Genomic DNA, 26,157 nt, shown 5'->3' with positions numbered 1-26,157 from the left:
CATTAATTATTATTATTTTAACGTGTGATAATGGAAAAAAGTATAATTTTTCTTTGCTTTTTCGTTGTAATGACCACCTTCTCCTGCGCTCAAAAGGCAGATAATGACATAAATACCCCGACAGAAACCAATTTTTCATCCGAACTCATCGTAGAAGACCTTGAAATCCCCTGGGGTATGGTCTTTTTACCCGATGGCAGCATGCTGATCACCGAAAAATCAGGGAAAATCATCCATTTTAAGGATGGTGAAAAGATCATGATTAACAATGTTCCAGAGGTCTATTACAGAGGCCAGGGAGGTCTTATGGACATCGAATTGCATCCCGATTACGCCTCAAATGGCTGGCTCTATCTCTCTTACTCCTCGGAGGAAGGATCGGGAAGTGGGGGAAATACGGCTATAATGAGAGCCAAACTGAATAATAACTCATTGACAAACAAGGAGTTACTCTATAAAGCTTCACCAAATACTACCAAAGGACAACATTTTGGATCCCGACTGGAATTTGACAATAATGGATACCTGTACTTTTCTATTGGAGACCGTGGATCAAGGGATGAAAATCCACAGAATATTCGCCGGAACGGGGGTAAGATCTACAGAATTCACGACGATGGCCGAATTCCTGAAGACAACCCATTCGTAGGTACTCAGGGTGCGGTAGAAGCTGCCTACACTTACGGGAACAGAAATCCTCAGGGAATGGCCAAAAACCCGGTCACCGGGGCGATTTGGATCCACGAACACGGTCCCAGGGGCGGAGATGAGATCAATATTGTACAGAAAGGCGTGAATTACGGCTGGCCGGTGATCACCTACGGCATCAATTACAGCGGAACCCCTATTACGGATATCACTGAAAAAGAAGGTATGGAACAACCCGTTTACTATTGGGTACCCTCTATAGGACCAAGCGGTATGACCTTTGTGAATTCTAATAAGTTTCCAGACTGGAAGGGAAACCTTCTTGTGGGTTCCCTGGCTTTTCAATATCTGGAAAGGCTAGAACTGGAAGATAATAAGGTCACCTACAGGGAAAAACTGATGGACGGTATAGGCAGGGTGAGGAATGTACGTCAGGGACCGGACGGATTGATCTATGTTGCCGTAGAAGGTAAAGGTATCTACCGCCTGAGCCCAAATACAAGTAGTAATTAATAGCTATTTCTTTAACTCTATAAGGTCTTCACAAGGATCGCCTTTTTTCCTACTGAAGTTGGATTGATGGACGGTTGGATGATTAGATTGTTGGACGGTTAGACGGATAGACTGGTGGACGGTTGGATGATTAGATGATTAGATTGTTGGACGGTTAGATGAATAGACTGATGGACGATTAGATGGATAGACGATTGGATGGTTGGATGATAAGACTGGTGGATGATTAGATGGATAGACTGCTAGACAATTAGATGGAGTACTGTTCACTGCCAACTGTTCACTTATTCATCCTCCGTAGCTTTAGCGAAGGAGGGCTGTTCACTGATTACTGTTCACTGATTACTGTTTACTGCTCACTGCCCACTGATTTCATCCTCCGTAGCTTTAGCGAAGGAGGGCTGTTTACTGTTCACTGCCTACCGACCGGCTAGGTCTCGACTGCCCGTCCGAACGCCTTGGCCGGGCGGACGCTCGAACTGACACCGTTTACCGTCATTTGCAAACTGATTTCATCCTCCGTAGCTTTAGCGAAGGAGGGCTGTTCACTGATTACTGCTCACTGCCCCCCTCTCGCATAGCCTCCAGGGCCTTTTTTACCGAACCATGCTCTTTTAGGATGGCCTGAGCTTTTTCATAATCCACCTGAAGTCCTTCCATAACATAACGGGTTCCGCGGTCTACCAGCTTGTTATTGCTCAGTTGCATGTTTACCATTTTGTTGCCCTTTACCCGCCCAATCCGTATCATAAGGGCAGTTGATATCATGTTGAGGGCCAACTTTTGGGAGGTTCCGCTTTTCATTCGTGTACTCCCGGTGACAAACTCCGGCCCTACGTTGATCTCAATCGGGATCTCGGCCAAACCGGCAAGGGGAGATCCCGGGTTATTTGTGATTCCAGCGGTTAAAAGCCCTTTGGCACGGGCATCCTTAATACCTCCCAGCACATAGGGAGTAGTTCCGGAAGCAGCTATTCCGACAACCGTATCGTTTTCCGTCATCTGATGCTCCATGAGATCTTTCCATGCCTGGGTAGTATCGTCTTCCGCATGTTCCACTGATTTTCTTATAGCTATATCACCCCCGGCTATCAGGCCAATAACGCGTTCATGAGGTAGGCCATAGGTAGGTGGGATCTCCGACGCATCGAGGATACCCAACCTTCCGCTTGTGCCGGCACCAATATAAAAGAGTCTTCCCCCGTCAAGAAATCGCGGTACAATGGCATCCACAAGTTTGGTGATCTGTGGGATCGCCTGCTGCACCGCCAGGGCAACTTTTTGATCCTCTCGGTTCATATTCTCCAAAATGGCCTGAGTATCCATAAGCTCCAGGCCATCATAATTCGAAGGTGTTTCGGTGATTTTTGTATAATCTGACATGTCTAAAGAAGATGTATTTCGTGTTCTCTAAAAGGGTTCAATAAATTATTATTTGGGTCAAGCTCAGTGATCATAGTGTTAATTGCACTGATATTGCAGGTTTTATAGCGATGTTGGGAGTTAAGCTTTTCAGAGATACATAGTAGTACCGCCTTTTTTGATGCTTGTATCACGGCTTTTTTTACCTGTACGATGTCCCAGTCGAACTCGGTAAGTCCGTGCAAAGCATCTACATAGCCTGTACCGATAAAACCATAGTCTACGCGGATCTCCGAAAGCGCATGAACCGCACTGGAACCCGTAGCGATCTGGGCTTCTCTGGCTATACGCCCTCCTATAAGGATCACTTCCACATTGGGTTTTGTCAGCAGTTGTAAGGCTACAGGCAGGCTCAGGGTAAAACAGGTCAGTTGAAGAGACTCCGGGATCAGTCGTGCCAGTTCCAGGCAGGTCGTTCCGCCATCTATAAAAACCACACTACCTTCTTTTAGGAGGCTAAGCGCTTTTTTTGCAATGCTGATCTTTTCTTCCAGCGCATAAGTATTGTTGTTTGATGCTGTTGGGCCGGTAAATCCCAATGAAATAGCTCCCCCATGCACTTTCCGCAATTTATTCTCCGCGTCCAGCTCCTTTACGTCTCTCCGGGCCGTGTCTATGGAGACATCCAGCATTTCGGCAAGGTCTGTCAATAACACTCTATTATGCAGGGCAACTTCATTTAGAATAGCATTTTGTCGCTCTTCTTTCAACATAAAATTTGGTTTTCAGGGCAAAGATAAAGAAATCTTTCTAATGCTGTTTTTTGTTGTTTCAAGATTAATTTAATGTTAAAAAAGCATTAAACAGCAAAATAAACGGCAAAAAACAGCAAAAATGAAATTTAATTCGTACCTTTGTAGTTCACTAAGGTTAAATCATTAGATAAAAATGGCTGAAACATCAACAAAACCAACAACCGCAAGCTTCCCAAGGGATGAAGAATCCCGCAAGTTTGAAAAGATCAACACCTATGTGCACGACAGTTCACAAAACGCATCATTTTTCGTGGCCAATGAAATTGCCGATCTGATCAGGCAAAGACAAAAGCAAGGAAAAATGGCAGTTTTAGGATTAGCAACCGGCTCCACCCCTACCAAAGTCTACGATTTCCTGGTAAAATTCCACAAAGAGGAGGGCCTGAGCTTTAAGAACGTGATAACCTTCAACCTGGATGAGTACTTCCCGATGGAACCGGATTCCATCCACAGTTATGTACGCTTTATGAACGAACACCTCTTCGATCATATAGACATCAAAAAAGAAAATGTAAATATCCCTGACGGAACATTAGATAAAGAGGACGTCCGTGAATTCTGTGAAGACTTTGAAAAAAAGATCAAAGATGCAGGCGGAATAGATATCCAGGTCCTGGGAATCGGTAGAACCGGTCATATCGGATTCAACGAGCCCGGCTCTTCCTTAATCAGTAAGACCAGATTAGTGAGGCTCGATCGGGTTACTCGCCTTGATGCCGCCAGCGACTTTTTTGGACTCGAAAATGTACCCACCAGGGCCATCACCATGGGTGTAGGTACCATTCTATCCGCTAAACGCATCATCTTAATGGCCTGGGGAGAAGGTAAGGCCATGATCATCAATGAAGCTGTTGAAGGCAGTATACGTGAATCCGTTCCGGCCACCTTTCTGCAAAACCACCAGAATTGCGATTTCATACTGGATGAGGCAGCCGCCTCCGAGCTCACAAGGATAAGCACTCCCTGGTTAGTAAGCGAATGCGATTGGAATGAAAAACTCATCAAACGAGCCACCCTATGGCTTTCCGAAAAGCTCAACAAAGCTATTCTAAAACTCACCAATGAAGATTACAACGAATACGGAATGGGTAACCTGATCGCAGAGGTAGGTTCAGCGGAACATATCAACCTTATCGTATTCAACCAATTGCAAAGAACAATTACCGGATGGCCCGGTGGAAAACCCAATGCGGACGACAGTCAGCGTCCGGAACGCAAAGATCCCTACCCAAAGACTTCGCTGATCTTCAGCCCACACCCGGATGACGACGTGATCTCTATGGGAGGAACACTACTCAGACTTGTGGATCAGGGACATGAAGTTCATGTCGCCTACCAAACCTCAGGAAATATTGCGGTGTTTGACGACGAAGTTATCCGCTTTCTGGATTTTGCCACGGACATCCAGGCAGAAGACGAGGAATTGCGCAAAAAGTTCCTGGAAGTAAGGGCATTCCTAAGCGCCAAAAAACCCGGGCAGGTAGACAGCCCTGAAATTCAGAATATCAAAGGCCTGATCCGAAAAGGAGAAGCCCTTGCTGCCTGTCGCTACTGTGGTGTAGATGAAAATAACGCTCACTTCCAGAACCTCCCATTCTACGAAACAGGGACCGTGAAGAAAAATCCCTTTTCCGAAGAAGATGTACAGATTACCTATGACCTGCTCCAAAAAGTAAAACCACATCAGATATTCGCTGCCGGAGACCTTTCAGACCCACACGGAACTCACAGGGTATGTTTGCAGATCATCTATGCGGCCATAGACCGTCTCGTTCGCGAAGGATCGGACTGGATCAACGACTGTTATGTATGGTTGTACCGCGGGGCATGGCAGGAATGGGACATTGCGGATATGGAAATGACTGTGCCAATAGGCCCTAAAGACATGAACCGCAAAAAAAATGCAATTTTCAAGCATCAATCTCAGAAAGACAGTGCTATGTTCCCGGGAAATGACGAAAGGGAATTCTGGCAACGTGCCGAACAGCGAAACACGGAAACCGCACGCAAATACAATGCCCTGGGAATGGCAGAATACGAGGCCATGGAGGGCTTTGTACGCTACAAATTCAACAGACCCTAAGTATCGCATTATTTGAATAGCCAAAGGAAGATACTCCTTGTAATATCGAGAGTCCGCTCGTTTCCAAACGGGCGAGACCCTCGAAAAGGCTGAAGGCAATTTTCCAAATGACCATCCACTGCAAACCAAGCTGCAATGGGATTTCTTAACTTAGCAGACAAATAACCATAACCATTGGAAGACTCCTCCTTAGACGGCATTAAGTATCAACCAACTTCCCGCATCCGTTCTATTGGTACACTTCTTCTTGCTTTCGTCCTTCTTTTCAGTTCATGTAAGGTGCTAAAACCAGGTTTACCATCACCAAAAACGGAATTCAGGGGCGTCTGGATCGCTACGGTAGTAAACATCGATTGGCCTGCAAGGGGTACAGACTCCTGGGAGAAACAAAAAAAAGACTATTTAAACCTTCTAAAATTCTATAAAGACCTGAATTTTAACACCGTGATCGTGCAGATACGCACTGCCGGTGATGCCCTGTATCCTTCGGATCTGGCTCCTTGGTCCCGATTTCTTACAGGAAAGGAGGGTGAAGCCCCAGCTGCCGATGAAGATCCCTTGAAATGGATGATCGCCAGAGCCCATGAGTACGGTTTCGAATTCCACGCCTGGCTAAATCCATACAGGGCTACATTTGATCTTAAAACGGAAGTGCTGGCCCAGGATCACGACTATTTTCTGCACCCGGACTGGATGATAAAGTATGGGAAGAAATACTACTACAATCCCGGACTTCCTGAAGTTCGTCAAAAGTTGGTCGAGGTAATTGCCGAAGTGACTGCCCGTTACGATATTGATGCCATCCATTTTGACGACTACTTTTACCCCTACAGAATTCAGGGTGAAAACTTTGACGATCAACAAAGTTTTGAAGCATATGCCGATCCGAATCAGGATCTGGAAGACTGGAGAAGAAGTAATGTAGATTCTCTGATAGCACAGGCCCATCGCAGTATTAAATCGCACAAACCCTGGGTGCAATTCGGCATAAGTCCTTTTGGGGTGTGGAAGAACAATTCAACTGACCCCAATGGCTCAGATACCAGGGCAGGGCAGACCACTTTTGAGGATCTGTATGCGGACCCCTTGGTTTGGATGGAAAAGGGATGGATAGACTATCTTATCCCTCAGCTCTATTGGAGTATGGACCTGGAAGTAGCCTCACATCGAAAACTGGTAAACTGGTGGAGTGCGAAGGTTAAACACACGAATTTATACATTGGAAACGGGGCATATAAGATCAGGAATAACAGCGATAAGGCCTGGAAGAGGAAAAAAGAGCTCCCGAAACAACTGGAATTTGCGCGAAGCCTTCCCGAAGTGCAGGGGAACGCCTTTTTTAGTGCAAAATCACTGCTATCCGGAAAAGAGGATGTGGTTAAGCATATCCAAAAACGGCTTTACCAAAAGACTGCCTTAACGCCTGCCTCCCACCAAAAGGGTGAATTGCTAAACGCACAGCCTGAATTTCTGAGCCAAAAGGAAGCCTCGAATTTCTATCAACTTTCATTTGAACTCCACGCACCGGATCAGTATCAGTATGCACTCGTTTATGCTACCCGAAAACCGGAACAGCTAGACACCACCGATATGAATCAACTGATTGCCAAAATACATCTCAATGGCCGCTCCGTATTCAATCTTGGAAAAAAACTGATTGCCAAAAAAGGCGCGATTGCTGTCACCTTCCTGGATCGCTATAGAACTGAAACCAAATCAATTGTACTACATTTAAACGAAACGCGGATATGATACAGAAAAACAAATGGGCATGGGCATGGGTACCTGTGCTGTATTTCACCCAGGGTCTCCCCTACGTAATGGTTGTTACCGTTTCTGTGATCATGTACAAAAAACTGGGTGTCAGCAACGCGGACATCGGGTTATATACCAGCTGGCTGTACCTTCCCTGGGTAATAAAACCGCTTTGGAGTCCATTTATGGAACTGATCTGGACCAAACGAAAGTGGTTCCTGCTCATGCAGCTATTGGTTTCAATTTCATTTCTTGGGATAGGTCTGTTTTTACCTACCAATATCTTTTTTGTAACCACCCTCGCCTGCTTCTGGATGGCGGCCTTCGCTTCTGCCACCAACGATGTGGCCGCGGACGGATATTATATGATAGGGCTTACCCAGGAGAAACAATCTTTTTTTGTAGGAGTCCGAAGCACTTTCTACAAACTTGCCAATGTAACCGGCCAGGGATTGTTGGTTATTCTGGCGGGTTTTCTGGAAAACCATTATGGCGACAACACTAAGGCGTGGTCCATAACCATGATCTGTGCCGCATTGCTAATGTTCTCCCTAACGCTGGCCAATTTTTTTGTGACTCCCAAATACGAAAGCTCCGAAGGCATCAAATTGGAAAAACCTTCAGGTTTTATGGAGGTGTTTATCAGTTTCTTTAAGAAACCCGGAATGGGAATGGCCCTTACTTTTGTGCTGTTTTTCCGGCTGGGGGAATCCCAATTGGTCAAGATGGCTTCCCCATTTCTCCTGGATGATCCGGCCGTAGGAGGCCTGGGTTACAGCACGGCAGAGGTAGGGACAATTTATGGTACCATTGGGGTAATTATGCTCACAGTTGGTGGCATACTTGGCGGAATACTAATATCCCGGGACGGGCTAAAAAAGTGGATGTTTCCAATGGTGCTTTCGCTCAATATCCCAAATGCCTTTTACGCTTTTCTCGCGATTACCAAAACCTCGCATATTGCAGCTGTGGTAACTACGGTAGTTCTCGAACAATTCGGTTACGGTTTTGCCATTGCCGGTTTTATGGTTTTCCTGATCTATATAGCTGAAGGGGTCTCAAAAACTTCGCACTATGCCCTGGCGACAGGTTTTATGGCTCTGGGCATGATGCTACCCGGCCTGATTAGCGGTTTTGTCCAGGAATGGCTGGGTTACGATGGCTTTTTTATCTGGGTTGTACTCGCAGCCTTACCCTCAATTATTTTGCTGAAATACATTAAATATCCGCCTGATTATGGCAAAAAAGGAGCTGAGAACAATGCCTAAAATAATCCCTTACCAAACTGCAAAGCATAGCCTTAGTCTTCAGGAGAAGATCGGGCAACTGTTTATGCCTGCTGCCTTTATCAATGATTCTGAAGAAGAGATCCTTAAACTGGAGAAACTCATCAAAGAAAGCGCTATTGGAGGCTTGTGTTTTTTTCACAGTCGGGCCAGCGCTGCAACCAATTACGAAGGCAAAAAGGAGGTGATCTACAACGCCAAAAGTCTGGATGTGTTGGAGGGACTGATCGAAAGGTATCAAAACTCTGCCAAATACCCTTTGATCATAGCGATAGATGCAGAATGGGGACTGGCCATGCGTGTGGAAAATACTCCGCAATACCCTTATGCCATTACCCTCGGCGCGATTCCGGAGGGAGATGATCTTATTTTTGAGGTAGGAAAGCAGATGGCTATTGATTGTTTGAATGCCGGGATACACTGGAACTTTGCGCCAGTAGCTGATATCAATAACAATCCGGAAAATCCGGTTATTGGTTATAGATCCTTCGGTGAAAACAAAGAACCGGTAAGCCGTAAAGCAATCCAAATGATGAAAGGTATGCAAAGTGTCGGACTGCTAACCAGTTCCAAGCACTTTCCAGGTCATGGAGATACGGCAACGGATTCACACCTTGGATTACCCTTGATCGATAAGTCCAAAGAAGCCTTATTACACAATGAGCTTTACCCATTTCAAAAACTTATAGAAAACAAAGTAGATTCGGTCATGGTAGGTCATCTTTCAGTGCCCGCGCTTACCGGAAATACCGAGACACCAACCTCGGTATCGTCAAAGATTATCAGGGAAGTTTTGCGAAAGGAATTGGGCTTTGATGGTCTGGTAGTTACCGACGCCCTTAATATGCATGCGGTGTCCCGGCGTTTTGAGAAAAAAGGACAATTGGAGTGTCAGGCTTTCCTTGCCGGGAACGACATATTATGCTTTGCGGAAAACGTGCCTGAAGGTATTGAGGAAATTGCAAAAGAGGCAGATCCTCAGCTGGTAGAGGAAAGTTTTGAAAGGATCTGGAAATTAAAGGAAAAGGCCATGGCCACCGCCACCCAAATTCCTGCAACTTCAGGAACCGATCATGCAGTCCTGAATCAGAAACTCGCGGAACACAGTCTTAGTTTTGTCAGAGGCAATCCGGACAAGCTAAAGGACTTCAGCGGTGGGAAATTTATAGGCCTGTGCCTATCCGCTCAAAAGGATTCGCTTTTCTTTGATACCATAGCAAAGGAGCTTCCCTTTGAACATTGCTACAGTTCTCAAGATCAATTCTCGAATTTTGAAAAAGTGATTGGTGATTATGATCAAATACTTATAGGGCTGGTACCCCCAAAAGTCAAACCTCAGAACAATTTTGACATCCCGGCAGAACAACTGGAATTTATCCGTACGCTATCCAGAACTAAAAAGGTTGTATTGTACCTCTTCGGAAACCCATATGTTCTGAATTTATTTGATTTACAAAGCCTGGAAGCCGTAATTGTAGCTTATCAGGACTTTCCCGAGTTTCAAAAGAACGCCGCCTATCATTTCCTGGGGCGGTCTAATGCCGTAGGAATGCTTCCGGTAACTGTAAAAAATTACGATCATGAAAACATATAAGGTTCTTGGACTAATGTCTGGCACATCCCTGGATGGTTTGGATATGGCGTACTGTCATATTCAATCCGATCAAAACAATTGGCGGTTCGATATTAAAGAGGGAAGTTCCATATCCTATGAATCTGAAATGCGTAAAGAATTAAAGAATTCCATTTTTCTCCCGGCCGATGCGCTATTAAAACTTCACAATAGCTACGGCGAATGGTTAGGTGAGCAGGTGAATGGCTTTCTTCAGGGAAAAGACCTGGAAGTAGATTTTATCGCGAGTCACGGTCATACCACCCATCACCAGCCTGAGAACGGCCTTACTTTTCAAATTGGGAACGGGCAGCACCTGGCTAACAGCACTGGAATAAAGACAATATGTGATTTCCGGTCGAACGACGTGGCCCTTGGTGGTGAAGGAGCTCCATTGGTACCTATAGGGGATGAGCTTTTTTTTGGTCATTACGACTTTTGCCTCAATTTGGGGGGCATAAGCAACGTCTCCTTTAAGCACCAGGGTTCCAGGATTGCCTATGACATAGGTCTGGCCAATATGATACTGAATCATATTACGGCAAAAACAGGACTGGCCTATGATAAGGGTGGTGAACGGGCATCAAAGGGCTCAATAAACGAGACTTTACTTTCTCAATTAAACGCCCTGGAATACTATAAGCTTCCTTTTCCTAAATCTACGGGTTATGAATGGTTTACGGAAAAGGTGGTCCCTCTAGTAGATGCCTGCGATGACTCCCTGGAAAACTTACTACATACTGCTATTCATCATATTTGCGAACAAGTCGCGCTTCAGGTAAAACAGCATACTTCTAAAGCAACGAATACCCTTTTTGTAACCGGAGGAGGGGCCTTGAATACCTTTATGATGAACCTGTTACAACGAAAGTTAGGTAGTACCGTAAGTCTTGTAATCCCGAACAAACAACTGATTGAATACAAGGAAGCCCTGGTCTTTTCTTTAATGGGTGTACTTCGGCTGGAAAACAAGGTAAACGTCCTTAGCTCCGTCACCGGAGCCCGGAAAGACTCGTCCAGCGGGGTAATTTATTTGCCCTCTTGATTTGCATGTTTCTTGCAGTCCGAAAGCCTATCTTCAGACCCTGAACAACCATTGTCAGGTCGAGCGTCCACCAGGCCATGTCAGGTCGAGCGCAGTCGAGACCCAAAACAAAACAACAGCTCTGGCCATGTCAGGTCGAGCGCAGTCGAGACCCAAAATAAAACAACAGCTCTGGCCATGTCAGGTCGAGCGCAGTCGAGACCTAATCAATATAATGAAGCAATACTACATCTATATCCTTGAATGTGCAGATGGTCTGTCCTATACAGGAGTCACGAATGACATAAACCGTCGACTTAAAGAACATGAGGCCGGGCTAAACCAGTCCTGTTTCACTTATAAACGCCGGCCTGTTACGTTACTATTTAGCCAGGAATTCAATAATATTGATCAAGCCATTTCTTTTGAGAAAAAGCTTAAAAAATGGAGTAGTCAGAAGAAAAAAGCCCTTGCTCACGAGGACTTTGACCTGCTTCAGACCTTAGCTGAGTGCAGGAATGTAAGTCATTCGGATTTTAAGCCCGAAGATGAATGAGGTCTCGACTGCGCTCGACCTGACAAGGACTTACCTTAATCTAAAGGGTCAGATTACCTCGCTCGACTTGACACAAACTTATATCGAACCAATAGATCAAAATACTGCGCACGACCTGACAAAAACTTCCCTCAATCCTAAAGGTCAACTTACCGAGCTTAAAATGAAAAATGCCTTATACGTATTAGAGATAAAACTGTATACAGAATGAACCACTAAAGCGGAATATTCCCGTGTTTCTTTTTGGGTGGTACTACCTCTTTAGACTCTAACATGGCAAAAGCCTTGATCAGTTTCCGCCGGGTATTTTTAGGTAAGATCACCTCATCTATAAACCCACGTCTGGCGGCCCTGTAGGGATTCGCAAATTTCTCCGCGTATTCCGTCTCTTTCTCTTTAAGCGCTTCTTCCGGGTTCTCAGCCGATGCTATTTCTCTTCTAAAAATTATTTCACTGGCACCTTTAGCACCCATAACAGCTATTTCAGCCGTTGGCCATGCGAAGTTGAAATCAGCCCCAATGTGTTTAGAATTCATCACGTCATAAGCTCCACCATAGGCTTTCCTGGTAATCACCGTAACCCGTGGAACCGTGGCTTCACTCAAAGCGTACAACAGCTTTGCCCCGTGTACAATTATACCGTTCCATTCCTGATCCGTTCCGGGAAGGAATCCGGGCACGTCTACGAGTACCAAAAGCGGGATATTAAAACTGTCGCAAAAACGGGTAAACCTGGCTGCTTTTATGGAGCTTTTTACATCGAGCACCCCTGCAAGAAACATGGGTTGATTGGCAATCACCCCTACGCTCCTTCCACCCAGACGGGCAAAGCCCACAATAATATTCTCAGCATAGTCCGCATGAATTTCAAAGAAAGAATCCTCGTCAATGATCCCGTCTATTACCTCGTGCATATCATAGGGCTTGTTGGCGTTGTCCGGTACTATATCACTCAGAACATCCCGGACTTCCTCACCAAGCACATAATCCAGTTTCTCGGGCTTCTGCCGATTGCTTTGCGGTAAATAACTCAAGAGCTTTTTTACATCTTCCATACAAGCCACATCATTAGCAGATGTCCTGTGAGCCACGCCCGACTTGCTGGCATGAGTACTTGCCCCACCCAGCTCCTCCGAAGAAACCTCCTCGTTAGTCACTGTTTTTACCACATTAGGACCCGTTACAAACATATAACTGGTTTGTTCCACCATGAGCGTAAAGTCCGTCATGGCCGGGGAATATACTGCGCCACCGGCACAAGGGCCCATAATTGCGGATAGTTGTGGAATTACACCTGAGGCCTGTACGTTCCTGTAAAAAATATCAGCATAGCCTCCAAGGGAACGAACTCCTTCCTGAATCCTGGCGCCACCGGAATCGTTCAGTCCAATGATAGGTGCTCCAACTTTCATTGCCAGATCCATGACCTTACAGATCTTCTCCGCATGGGTTTCGGAAAGTGCCCCTCCGAAAACGGTGAAGTCCTGGGCATAGACATAGACTAGTCGACCGTCAATCGTACCATAACCGGTTACAACACCATCTCCGAAATAGATCTCATTTTCCATCCCAAAATCAGTGGTCCGGTGAGTTACCAGTACTCCCATTTCCTCAAAAGAACCTTCATCCAGCAGGTAGTTTATCCTTTCTCTGGCGGTAAGCTTTTTCTTTTGATGTTGTTTGTCTATCCGCTGTTGTCCACCACCTATATGGGCCAGTGCAACTCGTTCGTTAAGTTTTTCAATTTTCGGATCCATAGTTAATTTGTTGGTGTTCGCAATTGCTTTTGGTCTTCCATATATTGTTTCAAGGCAACCAAAGCGGCTATTCTTGCTTCTATTTCCTTATCTTCCTGCAGCGCTTCCGGGGAATAGTAGTTCTTCACAAAATGCGTGTCAAAATTCCCGGATCGGAAGGCCTCGTGCTCACATACGAATTTACCGAAGGGCAATGTAGTCTGCACGCCTTCTACTTCATACGCTGTGATGGCTTCTATCATAAGCTGAATGGCCGCCTCCCGGTCCTGTGCATAGGTGATCAGTTTAGACAACATCGGGTCGTAATAGATCGGGACGTCCATCCCTTCTTCATAACCGTTGTCCACACGAATGCCTTCTCCTACCGGTAGTTTGTAGGTTTCCAGTGTCCCTACGCTCGGCAAGAAATCATTTTGAGGGTCTTCTGCATACACCCTGAGTTCCAGCGCATGGCCATTGATACTCAGATCTTCCTGTTTCATAGGAAGTGGCTCTCCCCTTGCCACACGTATTTGAAGTTCCACCAGGTCTACCCCACAGATCAGTTCAGAGACTGGGTGTTCTACCTGTAATCTGGTATTCATTTCAAGGAAGTAAAAGTTGTGATCCGCATCCATAAGGAATTCCACAGTACCGGCTCCTAGATAATCACATGCTCTTGCCACATTGGTTGCCGCTACCCCCATCTGCTCACGCAGCTCTGGAGTTAGAATGGCAGACGGGGCTTCCTCTACAACCTTTTGATGACGTCTTTGTATACTGCACTCCCTTTCAAAAAAGTACAGTACGTTACCATGGCTGTCTGCCATTACCTGAATTTCTATATGCCTGGGAGAGGTCACATATTTTTCTATAAAAACAGACCCGTCTCCAAAGGCGGAAGTAGCTTCACTGATCGCGCGGTTCATCTGGGACTCCAGATCCTTTTCCTTATCCACAATACGCATACCCTTACCTCCACCTCCCGCAGAGGCCTTAATGAGAACCGGGTAGCCAATCTTCCCTGCTATTTCCTTTGCTTTTTTTACGTCCGTAATGGCCCGGTCTATCCCAGGTACCATAGGGATATCGTAGTTTTTAACCGCGTCTTTGGCGGCGAGCTTGCTCCCCATAACCCGAATGGCCTTGGATTTTGGTCCGATAAAAATGATCCCATTTTTTTCTACTTCTTCGGCAAAGTCAGCATTCTCACTTAAAAAGCCGTATCCAGGGTGAATTCCGTCAACATTCAGAGCCTTGGCAGTCTCGATGATCTTAGACCCTAACAGGTAGGACTGATTGGATGGTGGGGCACCAATGCAAACCGCTTCATCGGCAAACTTTACATGCGGCGCGTTTCTATCCGCTTCGGAATACACCGCAACGGTTTTTATTCCCATCCTTTTGGCTGTTTTCATAACTCTTATCGCGATTTCCCCGCGATTGGCCACCAGTATTTTTTTCATAGTAAGGGATTATTCAAATTCAATTAACAAGTGTTTCTTCTCCACGGTTTCTCCCTGACTAATAGGCACAGACTTTACTATACCATTTCGGGGGGAAGTAATAACATTCTCCATCTTCATCGCCTCAAGGATCAGCAACGGATCTCCTTCATTGACTTCCTGACCTGCAGACACACTGATGTCCAGGATCAATCCAGGCATAGGAGCCTCAATGGAACTAACATCCTTGGCTGAACCAAGGGCAAAACCCATCTGTTCGATAAGCAGATCCAGCGGATCCTCTATGGATATCTCAAAACTGTTGTTGTTGATCTTTACGGAATACTGCTTTTTGAAGTATTCTGAAGCAGTGATCTGAGCCTTGAAAGAAGTGTGGTCCTGTAGAATGTGATAAGCTGAATCCGCATTCTTCAGCATATCTATATTCTTCAGGTCTTCCGCGCTCAGGTTGAAACTCAAATTTTCATTGACGGTAACCTTATAGGTAGGATTCATAAGTGTTGTTTTTCAGGATTCTCCTGCTTGATTTTTAGAGTTTATTAAGTTATATAAAATTGGGAGACCGGCACGCGGAATCCCTAATAATTTCAGGCTTACCCTTCTATTAAATGCGTCAAAACCAATCCTACCAGCTCGAACACCATAAGTTTTGAGCTTTTGCCATTTATAAGGGAGCATCTCCTCCAAATTCCATGTAAAAGTATCCCTTAAAAAAACATTCAAATATGAATTTCGTCATATTTTGAAATTGCTTTTTAACCTAACTATGCAATTGAAATGAGAAGGTGTTGTGAAAAGCGGTTTCAGGTCAAATACTTACTTTTGAAATAAAGTAACAACTATGTTGATAATTGGAATTGCCGGAGGTACTGGTTGCGGAAAAACCACCGTTGTAAATCAGATCATTAACGAACTCCCGCAAGGTGAAGTAGGGATAATTTCCCAGGACTCCTACTACAATGATCTTTCCCATCTTTCTTATAAAGAGAGGGTTAATATCAATTTTGATCATCCGCAAGCCATAGATTTTGATCTTTTGGGTAAACACCTCACAAAGTTGCGGCAGGGCAAGGCAATTGAACAACCTGTATACTCTTTTACCGAGCACAACAGGACTAAAGACACGCTTTTGACGCACCCGAGGAAAGTTATGATCGTAGAAGGCATTCTGATTATGACCAACCCCGCGATAAGGGATATGTTCGACATAAAGATCTATGTGCACGCGGATTCCGATGAAAGACTGATACGAAGGCTCAAACGAGATATAAACGAACGTGGCCGGGATCTTGAAGAAGTGTTAAACAGATACCAGACAACCTTAAAACCAATGCACGATCAATTTATAGAACCCACCAAAGAATATGCAGATATTATCATTCCGAACAACAAATACAACACTGTGGCCGTAGATATCGTACGTACCATTATTAATGATAAACTGGGATAATCTGGCATGGGTTTAAAAGAACTGAGAAATAAAAAGTGGTTTGGCATAGTAAGCAATATTTATGTTTTGGTCCTGACAGTATTCGTGATCTGGATGTTATTTTTTGACACCAATTCTCTGTTGATCCATATGGAGCTCAGGAAAGAGATCAAAAGACTGGAAAAGCAGCAGGAATTTTTACGGGAAGAGATCTCCAAAGACCGAAAGATCATTGAAAAACTATCAGACCCTAAGGAACTGGAAAAATTTGCCAGGGAACAGTATTACCTCAAGAAAAAGAATGAGGAAATATACCTGATCGAATACGAGGATAGCTTAAAGAATTTAAAAGATGAATAGCAACAAGCTTTTTGAGGAATTTCCAAAAGTATCCGCTAAGGCGTGGAAACAACAAATTCAGGCTGGCCTGAGGGGTGCGGATTACAACGAATCGCTGCTATGGGGATCTCCGGAGGGTATAGTCGTAAAGCCGTTTTACAGCCTCGAAGACCTAGAAGATCTGAATATTACAGTAAGTTCAGCGCCAGAAGAATGGAAAGTAGGACAAGAAATCCAACTAGACGCTATAAGCACGGCCAACGAAAAGATCAAAGATACTTTGAACAGAGGTGCAGAAAGCCTTTTGATCAATATTCCGTCTCAGCAAGTGGAACTGGAGGGATTGTTCACCGGTGTTGATCTGACGCGGATTCCCTTGCATTTAAATTTTGAGGAATACCCTGGTGAATCCTTCATTCCTAAGCTAGAAGCCCTGCAGCTAAAGGTGGCCTCCTTATACCTTGGCCTGGATCCTGTAGGCCAGTTTGCCAGACAGGGAAGTTGGCGCGGTAGCCAGGATGAGGATCTGTCTCTTGCCATGGACATCTGCAAAAAACATTCAGGAAATGAGAAATATTTTCCATTGAATGTGGATATCGGCCTTTATCAGAATGCCGGGGCTAATACGGTACAACAATTGGCTTATGGTATGGCCCATGCCAATGAATATCTGCAGCTTTTGGATGATTTGGGATTGGATACGATCGGAATTTCGTTTAAGGTGGCTATTGGAGGAAATTACTTTTTCGAGATTGCCAAGCTCAGAGCCCTGAGGTTACTCTGGAGCAAGCTTTCGGAGGCGTATGGGATAAAAGTGAATTTCCACCTTATTGCCTTCCCTTCTAAACGAAATAAAGTGCTTTACGATTATAATACGAATTTGCTGCGCACTTCTATCGAGTGCCTTTCCGCTATTGTTGGAGGCGCAGACACCATATGCAATCTGCCTTACGACGGATTGTACCATGAAGACAATGAATTTGCGGACCGATTAGCCAGAAATCAGCTGCTCATCCTTAAACATGAGAGTTACCTGGATAAAGTGGCCAATCCGGCTGATGGCTCTTATTATATCGAAACCCTGACCCGCCAGCTTTCTGAAAAGGCCCTTGATCTCTTCAAAAAGCTAGAAAAAGGCGGAGGTTTTCTCAGGCAGCTTAAGGACCATCAAATCCAAAAAAAGATCAGAGAAAGTGCAGCAAAAGAGCAAGAGGCATTTGATAATTCAGCAGAAATTCTGGTGGGAACCAACAAATACCAGAACCCGGCAGACCGTATGAAATCTGAAATTAAACGCGATCCATTCCTAAAAACCGATCGCAGAAAGACCAGTATAGAACCAGTTTTAGAGCGACGTCTGTCAGAAGAAACCGAAAAGAAAAGATTAAGTCATGAGTAGAAAAGATCTGCAGCATCTGAGCCTTTCCGGAGCAGCAACGGCTTCCTCGACAGCGGCTGATACCAATAGCCAATTTCGAACCGCCGAGGGAATACAGTTAAAGCCGGTATATAACAAAGAAGACCTTAAAGAAGTAGGCCATCTGGAGTTTGCGGCTGGGATCCCGCCCTATCTGAGGGGTCCATACGCGACCATGTACGTTCAGCGTCCGTGGACGATCCGGCAATATGCAGGCTTTTCTACCGCGGAGGAAAGCAACGCCTTTTACCGACGAAATCTGGAGGCCGGGCAGAAAGGGCTTTCCGTGGCTTTTGACCTTCCTACCCACAGGGGTTATGACAGTGACCATGAAAGAGTAGTTGGCGATGTGGGTAAGGCCGGTGTGGCTATCGATTCCGTGGAGGATATGAAAATACTCTTCGATGGCATTCCCCTGGATAAGATGTCCGTCTCCATGACCATGAACGGAGCCGTACTTCCGGTAATGGCTTTTTACATTGTTGCGGCCGAAGAGCAGGGTGTATCGCCTGTACAGTTGGCAGGGACCATTCAAAACGACATCCTTAAGGAATTCATGGTACGGAATACCTATATCTACCCTCCTACTCCCTCAATGCAGTTGGTGGCGGACATATTTGAGTATACCAGCAAAAACATGCCCAAATTCAATAGTATCAGTATTTCCGGTTACCATATGCATGAGGCCGGTGCACCCGCGCATATGGAATTGGCTTATACTCTGGCGGATGGACTGGAATATATTAAAACAGGACTAAAAGCAGGTTTGGCTATAGACCATTTTGCGCCCAGACTGTCTTTTTTCTGGGGTATCGGGATGAATCATTTCATGGAAATCGCAAAACTAAGGGCCGGCAGGCTCCTATGGGCCAAACTGGTTAAGCAATTCAATCCGGAAAACGCAAAATCCCTGGCATTGCGCACCCATTGCCAGACCAGCGGCTGGAGTCTTACGGAACAGGATCCGTTCAACAATGTAGCCCGGACAACCATTGAAGCGGCAGCGGCTGTCTTCGGTGGTACTCAAAGTTTGCACACCAACGCCCTGGACGAGGCGATTGCCCTACCTACGGATTTTTCGGCCAGGATAGCCCGTAATACTCAGATCCTGCTTCAGGAGGAAACCAAGATCACTAAAACGGTGGACCCATGGGCCGGTAGTTATTATGTGGAATCCTTGACACATCAACTTGCGGAAAAAGCAATGGAATTGATCGAAGAAGTAGAATCCCTGGGAGGAATGACCAAGGCCATTGAGGCTGGTATACCCAAAATGCGTATAGAGGAGGCCGCCGCCCGTAAACAAGCCAGGATAGACAGTGGCCAGGACATCATTGTAGGTGTGAATAAATACGCGTTGGACGAAGAAGATGAGCTCCAGATTCTTGAAGTGGACAATGCGGAGGTACGCAAACAACAGCTGAACCGGCTGAACGAGCTAAAACAGCATCGTGATTCCCAGGAGGTCGAGCGCATACTGTCCAAAATAACTGAAGTAGCAAAAGCCAAAAATGATCCCAGTTCCTCCTCGTCCGATACATTAGAAAATTTGCTAGCTTTAGCAGTAGATGCAGCAAAGGCCAGGGCCACCCTCGGGGAGATAAGTAATGCATTGGAAGAGTCTTATGGCAGGCATAAGGCAGAGATAAAATCATTTACCGGAGTGTATTCAAAAGAGATAAAAGAGGACGAGAGCTTTAAAAGAGCAAGGGAACTGGCGGATCGATTTGCGCAGGAAGACGGGCGCAGACCCAGGATCATGATCGCAAAAATGGGTCAGGACGGCCACGATCGGGGAGCAAAGGTAGTAGCCACCGGCTATGCAGACCTCGGTTTCGATGTAGACATCGGGCCTCTGTTTCAGACTCCTAGTGAAGCAGCTTCTCAGGCCGTTGAAAACGATGTGCATATTCTTGGGGTTTCTTCACTAGCAGCAGGGCATAAGACTCTGGTCCCCCAGGTCATAGCGGAATTGAAGTCCCTGGGAAGGGAGGATATTATGGTGATTGTGGGAGGTGTAATTCCTAAACAGGATTATCAATTTCTGTTCGATGCAGGAACAGTTGCCGTTTTTGGTCCGGGCACAAAGATCGCGGATGCAGCCATTCAGATCCTGGAGCTGTTGTTGGAAGAGTAGTTTTCAGTATGCAGTTGGCGGTTGGCAGTTGGCGGTTGGCAGTTGGCAGTCTTAACCTTTAAAATGCTAAACTTAGAACTTAAACTCTTTTGTTTGAATTTTATCTAAACCTTTACTGCTTGCAAAATGCAGTAACAACATCTAATTTAACTCCGGGGTGGGGTTTAGAACCCCTTGTTCAGTAGGCAGTGGACAGTAGGCAGTAATCAGTGAACAGCCCTCCTTCGCTAAAGCTTCGGAGGATGAATAAGTGAACAGTAGTCAGTGAACAGCCCTCCTTCGCTAAAGCTTCGGAGGATGAATAAGTGAACAGTAGTCAGTGAACAGCCCTCCTTCGCTAAAGCTCCGGAGGATGAATAAGTGAACAGTAGTCAGTGAACAGCCCTCCTTCGCTAAAGCTTCGGAGGATGAATAAGTGAACAGTGAACAGACCACTATCTAATTGTCTAGCAGTCTATCCGTCTCACCGTCTAACAATCCAACCTTCTATCAATCTAACCGTCCAACAATCTAAATATCCAACCATCTAAACCTCCAATTCCTTAGTTTTACATTTGTTGGTAGTAAGCGCTTAGCGTATAGCGGATATACGATGTACGATATACGATATCAGCTCTTAAAGCAATTAGAAAACAATTCAAGAAACCGTCTAACAATATAACCATCCTCCCGTCTAACCATCTAACCGTCTAACCGTCTAACTATCCAACCATCTAAACCTCCAATTCCTCAATTTCACAGTATCAAATTTTCAAATCTCCAAACCGCCATATTTAGAAAGCTCCCATTCCGAAAATCTACACAGCAAGCCCTTCTTTAACGCACTTTAACACGGACCGTACTACTTATTCACTTTGTGTTAACAAATTACATTTTTTGGTAGGTGAAATAATCGTATTTTTAACGCCTAACTTACTACGATAATGGGCAAAATTATTGCTATAGCAAATCAAAAAGGTGGCGTCGGAAAAACGACCACCACGGTAAATCTGGCTGCCTCGCTGGGTGTACTGGAAAAGAAAGTCCTGCTCATAGATGCGGATCCTCAGGCTAACGCTACATCAGGACTGGGGATTGAAGTGGACGAAGTGGAATTGGGCACCTATCAACTGCTGGAGCATACCCGTGATGCCTCCGAGACTATTATCCAGACTTCCTCGCCTAATGTAGACCTGATACCAGCACATATAGACCTGGTAGCCATTGAGATAGAATTGGTGGATAAGGACGACAGGGAATACATGCTGAAGAAGGCTATCGAAGAGCTGAAAAATTCCTACGATTACATCCTGGTGGACTGCGCCCCTTCCCTGGGGTTGCTTACACTGAATGCACTGACCGCGGCTGATTCTGTGATCATTCCTATACAATGTGAGTATTTTGCTCTTGAGGGACTGGGAAAACTGCTTAATACCATAAAAAGCGTGCAGAGGATCCACAACCCGGATCTGGACATAGAAGGTATGCTTTTAACCATGTACGACTCCCGCTTAAGACTCTCCAATCAGGTCGTGGAAGAAGTGAAAAAACATTTTGCGGATATGGTTTTTGATACCATTATCCAACGCAATGTGCGCCTTAGCGAGGCGCCCAGTTATGGCGAAAGTATCATCAAATACGACGCCAGCAGTAAAGGAGCTAGTAACTACCTCAATATGGCCAATGAGCTCCTCAAAAAGAACAGAGAGAAAGTATAATGGCGAAGGCAACAAAGAAACAGGCCCTCGGAAGGGGCCTATCAGCACTTTTAAAAGATCCGGAAAACGACATCAATTCAGTTTCAGATAAGAATGCGGACAAGGTCGTAGGTAATATCGTGGAATTGGATGTTGACACTATAGAGGTTAATCCATTCCAACCCCGATCAAATTTTAATGATGAGGCCCTTAAGGAGTTAGCCACTTCCATACGGGAATTGGGTGTGATACAGCCCATTACAGTCCGAAAGCTCGATTTTAACCGCTATCAGCTCGTTTCAGGGGAGCGGCGATACCGGGCATCCAAGATGATCGGACTGGCGACCATCCCAACCTATATTCGAATTGCGAACGACCAGGAATCCCTGGAAATGGCCCTGGTTGAAAATATTCAGCGGCAAGACCTGGATCCGATTGAGATCGCTTTGTCCTACCAGCGATTGATCGATGAGATTCAACTGACCCAGGAAAAACTGAGCGAAAGAGTCGGGAAAAAACGATCGACCATCGCAAACTATATGCGCCTCCTGAAGTTAGACCCCATCATTCAGACCGGGATGCGCGACGGTTTTATTAGTATGGGCCACGGCCGTAGCCTTGTGAACATTGACCAAGCTAAAGACCAGATCGCTATCTACGAGAAGATAGTAGCAAATAACCTCTCGGTACGCGAAACCGAAAGAATGGTCAAAAACTATCACGAAAGAGATAAAACTTCCTCAACCGCGGTTCAAAAGCCGAGTCTGCCGGATTTCGCGAAAGAGGGGATGAACGAGATCACTCAAAGCCTTTCTACCAAAGTGGAGGTGAGATCCAATACGAATGGGAAGGGGAAAATAACGATCCCTTTTCATTCCAGGGAGGAGTTCCTCAGACTGAAAAAGCTGATCACAGGTGAGTAAAGCCCTATATTTTTTACTTTTTTTATTCCTTTCCACTGCAGCTATCACGGCTCAGGAGACCAAGCCGGAAACCCTGGAAAAGGATTCTGATTCCTTAAAGACCGACCTGAAAGAACAGGGTATTGTGTTTGAGGAGGTACAAAAAAGAAAGGTAAACCCCCTGGCCCCGAGTAAGGCCGCCTTTTATTCGGCTGTCTTTCCCGGACTCGGACAGATCTACAACCGCAGATATTGGAAAGTACCTATTGTTTACGCCGCGATAGGAACCGGCGTATATGCCTACATCTATAATGACGATCGCTATGACCGCTTCAGAGATGCCTTTAAAAGGAGGAGAGCGGGGTTTACGGATGACGAGTTCTACGACATCAACAATTCCGGGATCATACCCGGAAGCCCGGATCTGTCGGATGAGGCGCTACAGGACGCCCAGGAACGCTTTCAGAGAGACAGGGATCTTGCGCTCTTGATTACCATTGCCCTCTATGCCCTGAATATCATTGATGCCAACGTTGATTCGCATTTGAAACAGTTCAATGTGGATGAAGACCTCAGCCTTAAAATACAGCCTTACCTGGATTATCACCCTATTACTTCGGACCCGAATTACGGAATGGCGCTTACCATAAGATTTTAGGATCTAAGGCAGGAAAATCTACATTTCCTGGTGGAACACTTGCGCAAATTCGATGGATTACCAGGCTTATTTAGCTTTCCTAGCTTCTTTTATTGTAATATTGCAGATCGAATAAAAACTCATAACACCCTTCTAAAAAATTACCAGTGAATATCGCCTTGTTCGGATACGGGAAGATGGGAAAAATGATCGAGCAAATCGCTCTAAAACGCGGTCATAAGATAGTCGCCAAAATAGACCTGGATACCCCTCATTTAGATTCAAAAAATATAGATGTTGCCATTGATTTTAGTATACCTACCGCAGCTTTTGACAATATCAGCACCTGCCTTACCAATGGTATACCAGTGATTTCCGGTACAACCGGCTGGTTAGACAGATACGATGAGGCCATGGAACTCTGCAAAACGCAACAGGGCGCTTTTATATATGCCTCGAATTTTAGCCTGGGCGTAAACATATTCTTTGAGTTGAATGCCTACCTGGCCAATATGATGAAGAATCTCGAACAATACGAAGTTTCCATGGAAGAGATCCATCATACTCAAAAGCTTGACGCCCCCAGTGGAACTGCAATTTCGCTAGCCGAAGATATCATCCAAAGGTCTTCTTACGAAAGCTGGAATGAGGAAAAAACCGGAGAGCAGGTAATCCCAATTACGTCACTACGGGAAGCAGAAGTTCCCGGAACTCATACGGTAAAATATCAAAGTCAGGTAGACAGTATTAGCATAAAACACAGGGCTCATAATCGAGAAGGCTTTGCCCTTGGGGCAGTGATAGCCGCAGAGTGGATCCTCGGTAAAAAAGGGGTTTTCAGCATGAAAGATGTGTTAAACCTGGGTTAAAAAAAGTAACAAAAGAAGAGTTATGGCGTATTCTTATACAGGACTAAGTTTCCAGGGACTCCCATGCCAGATCAAATAACAACAAAATACAACAACCGTTTGCAATGGACAGCACACAGTGGATCATTTTCATTTTAGTCGTACAACTTATACATTTCCTGGGAACCTGGAAACTCTACCTTAAAGCAGGGAGAAAACCCTGGGAAGCCGCAATACCGGTTTATAACGCTATTGTGCTGATGCAAATAATAAGAAGGCCCAAATGGTGGGTTATCCTCTTATTCATCCCTATCATCAATCTGCTGATGTTTCCAGTGATCTGGGTTGAAACCATCCGAAGTTTTGGCAGAAACAGCCTGGCAGAAACCTGGTTGGTAATCCTTACACTTGGCTTTTACATCTACTATGTCAATTATGCTCTTGACGTTAAATACATTGAGGATCGAAGCCTGCATCCCAGAAGCGGTTTGGGTGAATGGGTTAGCTCCATTGTTTTTGCCATAGTGGCTGCCACCCTGGTACATACCTATTTCATGCAGCCTTATGTAATTCCAACGGGCTCCCTGGAACGTACACTTAGAATTGGCGACCTCCTCTTCGTAAGTAAATTCCATTATGGCGCAAGGACACCAATGACCACTGTTGCAGCACCCATGGTTCACGATACATTGCCGTTGTTGGGTATAAGGTCTTACTTGAAAAAACCGCAATTACCCTATTTCAGACTGCCGGGTTTTGAGCAGATAGAAAAGAACGATATCGTGGTCTTTAGCTGGCCGGCGGATACGGTCAGGGTATTCTTTAAAAAAGAAAAAGGCGTAAAAAAGCCTATAGACAAAAAATCCAATTACGTAAAAAGGTGTGTTGGCGTCCCGGGAGACTCTGTTGAAGTCAGGGATGGTTATGTTTTTGTGAATGGTGAGCGACTGGTCCTGTCAGACAGGGCGAAAGTCCAGTATGACTACAATATTTATGCCCAAAAAGGGGTTTCTTCCCGACTGCTGGCTAGTTTGGGAATAGATGAGTTTATCAGAAAGTATATCGCCACGACTCTGAATCAGGCCCAGGCAGATGCCCTTACAGGATATGCCCAGGGTTACAATAGGAATTCCAAGGGCGAAATTGAGATCTATACCAAATCTTCAGGAATTCCTATTAACGTCCTCAGACAGGCGAGGCTTTCGCTTACCGAGGAAAAAAGCAGGCAACGCGAAGCTACCCTGACGGACGAAATGGTTCAAAAACTAAGGAACCATTCGGATATCGATTCGGTAGTAAAAATTATAGAGCCCAGAGGACAAAGAGGTTACAATATCTTCCCTCAGGATTCGCGATACAGCTGGAACAACGACAATATGGGCCCTATTTACATTCCCGGAGAAGGGGATCAGGTTCCACTTAATCTTGAAACACTTCCTCTTTATAAAAAGATCATCAAGGATTACGAGGGAAAAAAGATCAGTATTTCCGGGAATCAGATCAGAATAGATGGGCAATTGGCAAAGACCTATACTTTTGAGCAGGACTATTTCTGGATGATGGGTGATAACCGGGACCACTCCGAAGACAGCAGGACCTGGGGTTATGTGCCGGCAAACCATATCGTAGGTAAACCCGTGTTCATCTGGATGAGTTTTGACAATTTCAACGATGGACTGGCCAATTGGCGACCCAGATGGGACCGTATCTTTACTACTGTTGGGGGTGATGGGGAACCGCGCTCTTATTTCAAACATTTCCTGATCCTTCTTGCAGCCTATTTTGTCTTTGATTTCTTCTGGAAGCGAAGGAAGAAGGCGAAGAAGTAGGCAGTGAGCAGTGAGCAGTGAACAGAAGGCATTAATTTTTCGAGTAAATTTGATATCTGTTAATTTGTTTATTCGGTAAAGATCGTT

At 45.2% G+C, this 26,157-nt stretch carries 21 protein-coding genes; 16 read left to right on the top strand and 5 right to left on the bottom strand.

The features are described 5' to 3' along the window. Positions 1-30 precede the first annotated feature (30 nt). On the top strand, positions 31-1,161 hold the full coding sequence (locus GTQ38_RS05370) for a PQQ-dependent sugar dehydrogenase (protein WP_161434450.1): 1,131 nt from the start codon (positions 31-33) through the stop codon (positions 1,159-1,161). 552 nt (positions 1,162-1,713) lie between these two features. Here the strand turns inward: GTQ38_RS05370 and murQ are convergent. Both murQ and GTQ38_RS05360 read right to left on the bottom strand, forming a co-directional pair. Then, entirely contained in the window at positions 1,714-2,544 is an 831-nt protein-coding gene (gene murQ / locus GTQ38_RS05365) for an N-acetylmuramic acid 6-phosphate etherase (protein ID WP_161434449.1), read from the bottom strand. A gap of 2 nt (positions 2,545-2,546) precedes the next feature. Continuing rightward, a complete protein-coding gene (locus GTQ38_RS05360) occupies positions 2,547-3,296 on the bottom strand; it encodes a DeoR/GlpR family DNA-binding transcription regulator (RefSeq protein ID WP_161434448.1) in 750 nt (249 codons plus the stop codon). 175 nt (positions 3,297-3,471) lie between these two features. Between GTQ38_RS05360 and nagB the strand changes: the two genes are divergently transcribed. The 6 genes from nagB to GTQ38_RS05330 all read left to right on the top strand — a co-directional run bounded on the left by nagB (position 3,472) and on the right by GTQ38_RS05330 (position 11,654). Next, complete coding sequence (gene nagB / locus GTQ38_RS05355) at positions 3,472-5,421, top strand: glucosamine-6-phosphate deaminase (protein ID WP_161434447.1); 1,950 nt, start codon at positions 3,472-3,474, stop codon at positions 5,419-5,421. 174 nt (positions 5,422-5,595) lie between these two features. After that, positions 5,596-7,173, top strand: a complete 1,578-nt coding sequence (locus GTQ38_RS05350; protein WP_238857801.1) for a glycoside hydrolase family 10 protein — start codon at positions 5,596-5,598, stop codon at positions 7,171-7,173. Then, the gene (locus GTQ38_RS05345) at positions 7,170-8,444 is read left to right on the top strand and encodes an MFS transporter (RefSeq protein ID WP_161434446.1); all 1,275 of its coding nucleotides are present in this window, start codon (positions 7,170-7,172) and stop codon (positions 8,442-8,444) included. Before GTQ38_RS05350 ends, GTQ38_RS05345 begins: the two co-directional genes overlap by 4 nt. Next, a complete protein-coding gene (locus tag GTQ38_RS05340) occupies positions 8,413-10,056 on the top strand; it encodes a glycoside hydrolase family 3 protein (RefSeq protein WP_238857800.1) in 1,644 nt (547 codons plus the stop codon). Before GTQ38_RS05345 ends, GTQ38_RS05340 begins: the two co-directional genes overlap by 32 nt. After that, positions 10,043-11,119, top strand: a complete 1,077-nt coding sequence (locus tag GTQ38_RS05335; protein WP_161434445.1) for an anhydro-N-acetylmuramic acid kinase — start codon at positions 10,043-10,045, stop codon at positions 11,117-11,119. Before GTQ38_RS05340 ends, GTQ38_RS05335 begins: the two co-directional genes overlap by 14 nt. 214 nt (positions 11,120-11,333) lie before the next feature. After that, positions 11,334-11,654 carry a GIY-YIG nuclease family protein gene (locus GTQ38_RS05330; protein WP_161434444.1) on the top strand — a complete coding sequence of 107 codons (321 nt, stop codon included), beginning with the start codon at positions 11,334-11,336 and terminating at the stop codon, positions 11,652-11,654. 215 nt (positions 11,655-11,869) lie between these two features. Here the strand turns inward: GTQ38_RS05330 and GTQ38_RS05325 are convergent, their stop codons facing one another. From GTQ38_RS05325 to GTQ38_RS05315, 3 genes are read right to left on the bottom strand one after another with little or no spacing between them, the layout of a single operon-like run. Further along, a complete protein-coding gene (locus GTQ38_RS05325) occupies positions 11,870-13,411 on the bottom strand; it encodes an acyl-CoA carboxylase subunit beta (RefSeq protein WP_161434443.1) in 1,542 nt (513 codons plus the stop codon). A gap of 2 nt (positions 13,412-13,413) precedes the next feature. Beyond that, a complete protein-coding gene (locus GTQ38_RS05320) occupies positions 13,414-14,856 on the bottom strand; it encodes an acetyl-CoA carboxylase biotin carboxylase subunit (RefSeq protein ID WP_161434442.1) in 1,443 nt (480 codons plus the stop codon). A gap of 9 nt (positions 14,857-14,865) precedes the next feature. Continuing rightward, positions 14,866-15,351, bottom strand: coding sequence for an acetyl-CoA carboxylase biotin carboxyl carrier protein subunit (locus tag GTQ38_RS05315; RefSeq protein WP_161434441.1), 486 nt, complete (start codon positions 15,349-15,351; stop codon positions 14,866-14,868). A 346-nt stretch (positions 15,352-15,697) separates the two neighbouring features. Here GTQ38_RS05315 and udk point away from each other — a divergent pair, with 346 nt between their 5' ends. From udk to lepB, 9 genes are all read left to right on the top strand, one after another. Continuing rightward, positions 15,698-16,306: a uridine kinase gene (udk, locus tag GTQ38_RS05310; RefSeq protein WP_161434440.1), complete on the top strand. Its 609-nt coding sequence runs from the start codon at positions 15,698-15,700 to the stop codon at positions 16,304-16,306. 6 nt (positions 16,307-16,312) lie between these two features. Continuing rightward, positions 16,313-16,645, top strand: coding sequence for an FtsB family cell division protein (locus GTQ38_RS05305; RefSeq protein ID WP_161434439.1), 333 nt, complete (start codon positions 16,313-16,315; stop codon positions 16,643-16,645). Beyond that, positions 16,638-18,023, top strand: a complete 1,386-nt coding sequence (locus GTQ38_RS05300) for a methylmalonyl-CoA mutase subunit beta (protein WP_161434438.1) — start codon at positions 16,638-16,640, stop codon at positions 18,021-18,023. The genes GTQ38_RS05305 and GTQ38_RS05300 overlap by 8 nt, the downstream gene beginning before the upstream one ends. Beyond that, on the top strand, positions 18,016-20,178 hold the full coding sequence (scpA, locus tag GTQ38_RS05295) for a methylmalonyl-CoA mutase (protein ID WP_161434437.1): 2,163 nt from the start codon (positions 18,016-18,018) through the stop codon (positions 20,176-20,178). The genes GTQ38_RS05300 and scpA overlap by 8 nt, the downstream gene beginning before the upstream one ends. 923 nt (positions 20,179-21,101) lie before the next feature. Next, positions 21,102-21,875: a ParA family protein gene (locus GTQ38_RS05290; protein WP_161434436.1), complete on the top strand. Its 774-nt coding sequence runs from the start codon at positions 21,102-21,104 to the stop codon at positions 21,873-21,875. Continuing rightward, entirely contained in the window at positions 21,875-22,777 is a 903-nt protein-coding gene (locus GTQ38_RS05285; protein WP_161434435.1) for a ParB/RepB/Spo0J family partition protein, read from the top strand. The genes GTQ38_RS05290 and GTQ38_RS05285 overlap by 1 nt, the downstream gene beginning before the upstream one ends. Further along, positions 22,770-23,414 carry a DUF5683 domain-containing protein gene (locus GTQ38_RS05280; RefSeq protein ID WP_317169041.1) on the top strand — a complete coding sequence of 215 codons (645 nt, stop codon included), beginning with the start codon at positions 22,770-22,772 and terminating at the stop codon, positions 23,412-23,414. Before GTQ38_RS05285 ends, GTQ38_RS05280 begins: the two co-directional genes overlap by 8 nt. 146 nt (positions 23,415-23,560) lie before the next feature. Next, entirely contained in the window at positions 23,561-24,262 is a 702-nt protein-coding gene (gene dapB / locus GTQ38_RS05275) for a 4-hydroxy-tetrahydrodipicolinate reductase (RefSeq protein ID WP_161434434.1), read from the top strand. 104 nt (positions 24,263-24,366) lie between these two features. Next, positions 24,367-26,070 (top strand): signal peptidase I, encoded by a 1,704-nt coding sequence (gene lepB / locus GTQ38_RS05270; protein WP_161434433.1) that lies wholly within the window; start codon positions 24,367-24,369, stop codon positions 26,068-26,070. Positions 26,071-26,157: the final 87 nt, after the last annotated feature.

Origin of the sequence: Poritiphilus flavus, assembly GCF_009901585.1 — a bacterium.
Taxonomy (GTDB): Bacteria; Bacteroidota; Bacteroidia; order Flavobacteriales; family Flavobacteriaceae; genus Poritiphilus; species Poritiphilus flavus.
This window is presented reverse-complemented; position numbering and strand designations above follow the sequence as displayed.

Coding starts and splice junctions, on each gene's coding strand:
- GTQ38_RS05370 (WP_161434450.1), top strand. CDS start 31: ATGGAAAAAAGTATAATTTTTCTTTGCTTTTTCGTTGTAATGACCACC.
- murQ (WP_161434449.1), bottom strand. CDS start 2,544: ATGTCAGATTATACAAAAATCACCGAAACACCTTCGAATTATGATGGC.
- GTQ38_RS05360 (WP_161434448.1), bottom strand. CDS start 3,296: ATGTTGAAAGAAGAGCGACAAAATGCTATTCTAAATGAAGTTGCCCTG.
- nagB (WP_161434447.1), top strand. CDS start 3,472: ATGGCTGAAACATCAACAAAACCAACAACCGCAAGCTTCCCAAGGGAT.
- GTQ38_RS05345 (WP_161434446.1), top strand. CDS start 7,170: ATGATACAGAAAAACAAATGGGCATGGGCATGGGTACCTGTGCTGTAT.
- GTQ38_RS05340 (WP_238857800.1), top strand. CDS start 8,413: ATGGCAAAAAAGGAGCTGAGAACAATGCCTAAAATAATCCCTTACCAA.
- GTQ38_RS05335 (WP_161434445.1), top strand. CDS start 10,043: ATGAAAACATATAAGGTTCTTGGACTAATGTCTGGCACATCCCTGGAT.
- GTQ38_RS05330 (WP_161434444.1), top strand. CDS start 11,334: ATGAAGCAATACTACATCTATATCCTTGAATGTGCAGATGGTCTGTCC.
- GTQ38_RS05325 (WP_161434443.1), bottom strand. CDS start 13,411: ATGGATCCGAAAATTGAAAAACTTAACGAACGAGTTGCACTGGCCCAT.
- GTQ38_RS05320 (WP_161434442.1), bottom strand. CDS start 14,856: ATGAAAAAAATACTGGTGGCCAATCGCGGGGAAATCGCGATAAGAGTT.
- GTQ38_RS05315 (WP_161434441.1), bottom strand. CDS start 15,351: ATGAATCCTACCTATAAGGTTACCGTCAATGAAAATTTGAGTTTCAAC.
- udk (WP_161434440.1), top strand. CDS start 15,698: ATGTTGATAATTGGAATTGCCGGAGGTACTGGTTGCGGAAAAACCACC.
- GTQ38_RS05305 (WP_161434439.1), top strand. CDS start 16,313: ATGGGTTTAAAAGAACTGAGAAATAAAAAGTGGTTTGGCATAGTAAGC.
- GTQ38_RS05300 (WP_161434438.1), top strand. CDS start 16,638: ATGAATAGCAACAAGCTTTTTGAGGAATTTCCAAAAGTATCCGCTAAG.
- scpA (WP_161434437.1), top strand. CDS start 18,016: ATGAGTAGAAAAGATCTGCAGCATCTGAGCCTTTCCGGAGCAGCAACG.
- GTQ38_RS05290 (WP_161434436.1), top strand. CDS start 21,102: ATGGGCAAAATTATTGCTATAGCAAATCAAAAAGGTGGCGTCGGAAAA.
- GTQ38_RS05285 (WP_161434435.1), top strand. CDS start 21,875: ATGGCGAAGGCAACAAAGAAACAGGCCCTCGGAAGGGGCCTATCAGCA.
- lepB (WP_161434433.1), top strand. CDS start 24,367: ATGGACAGCACACAGTGGATCATTTTCATTTTAGTCGTACAACTTATA.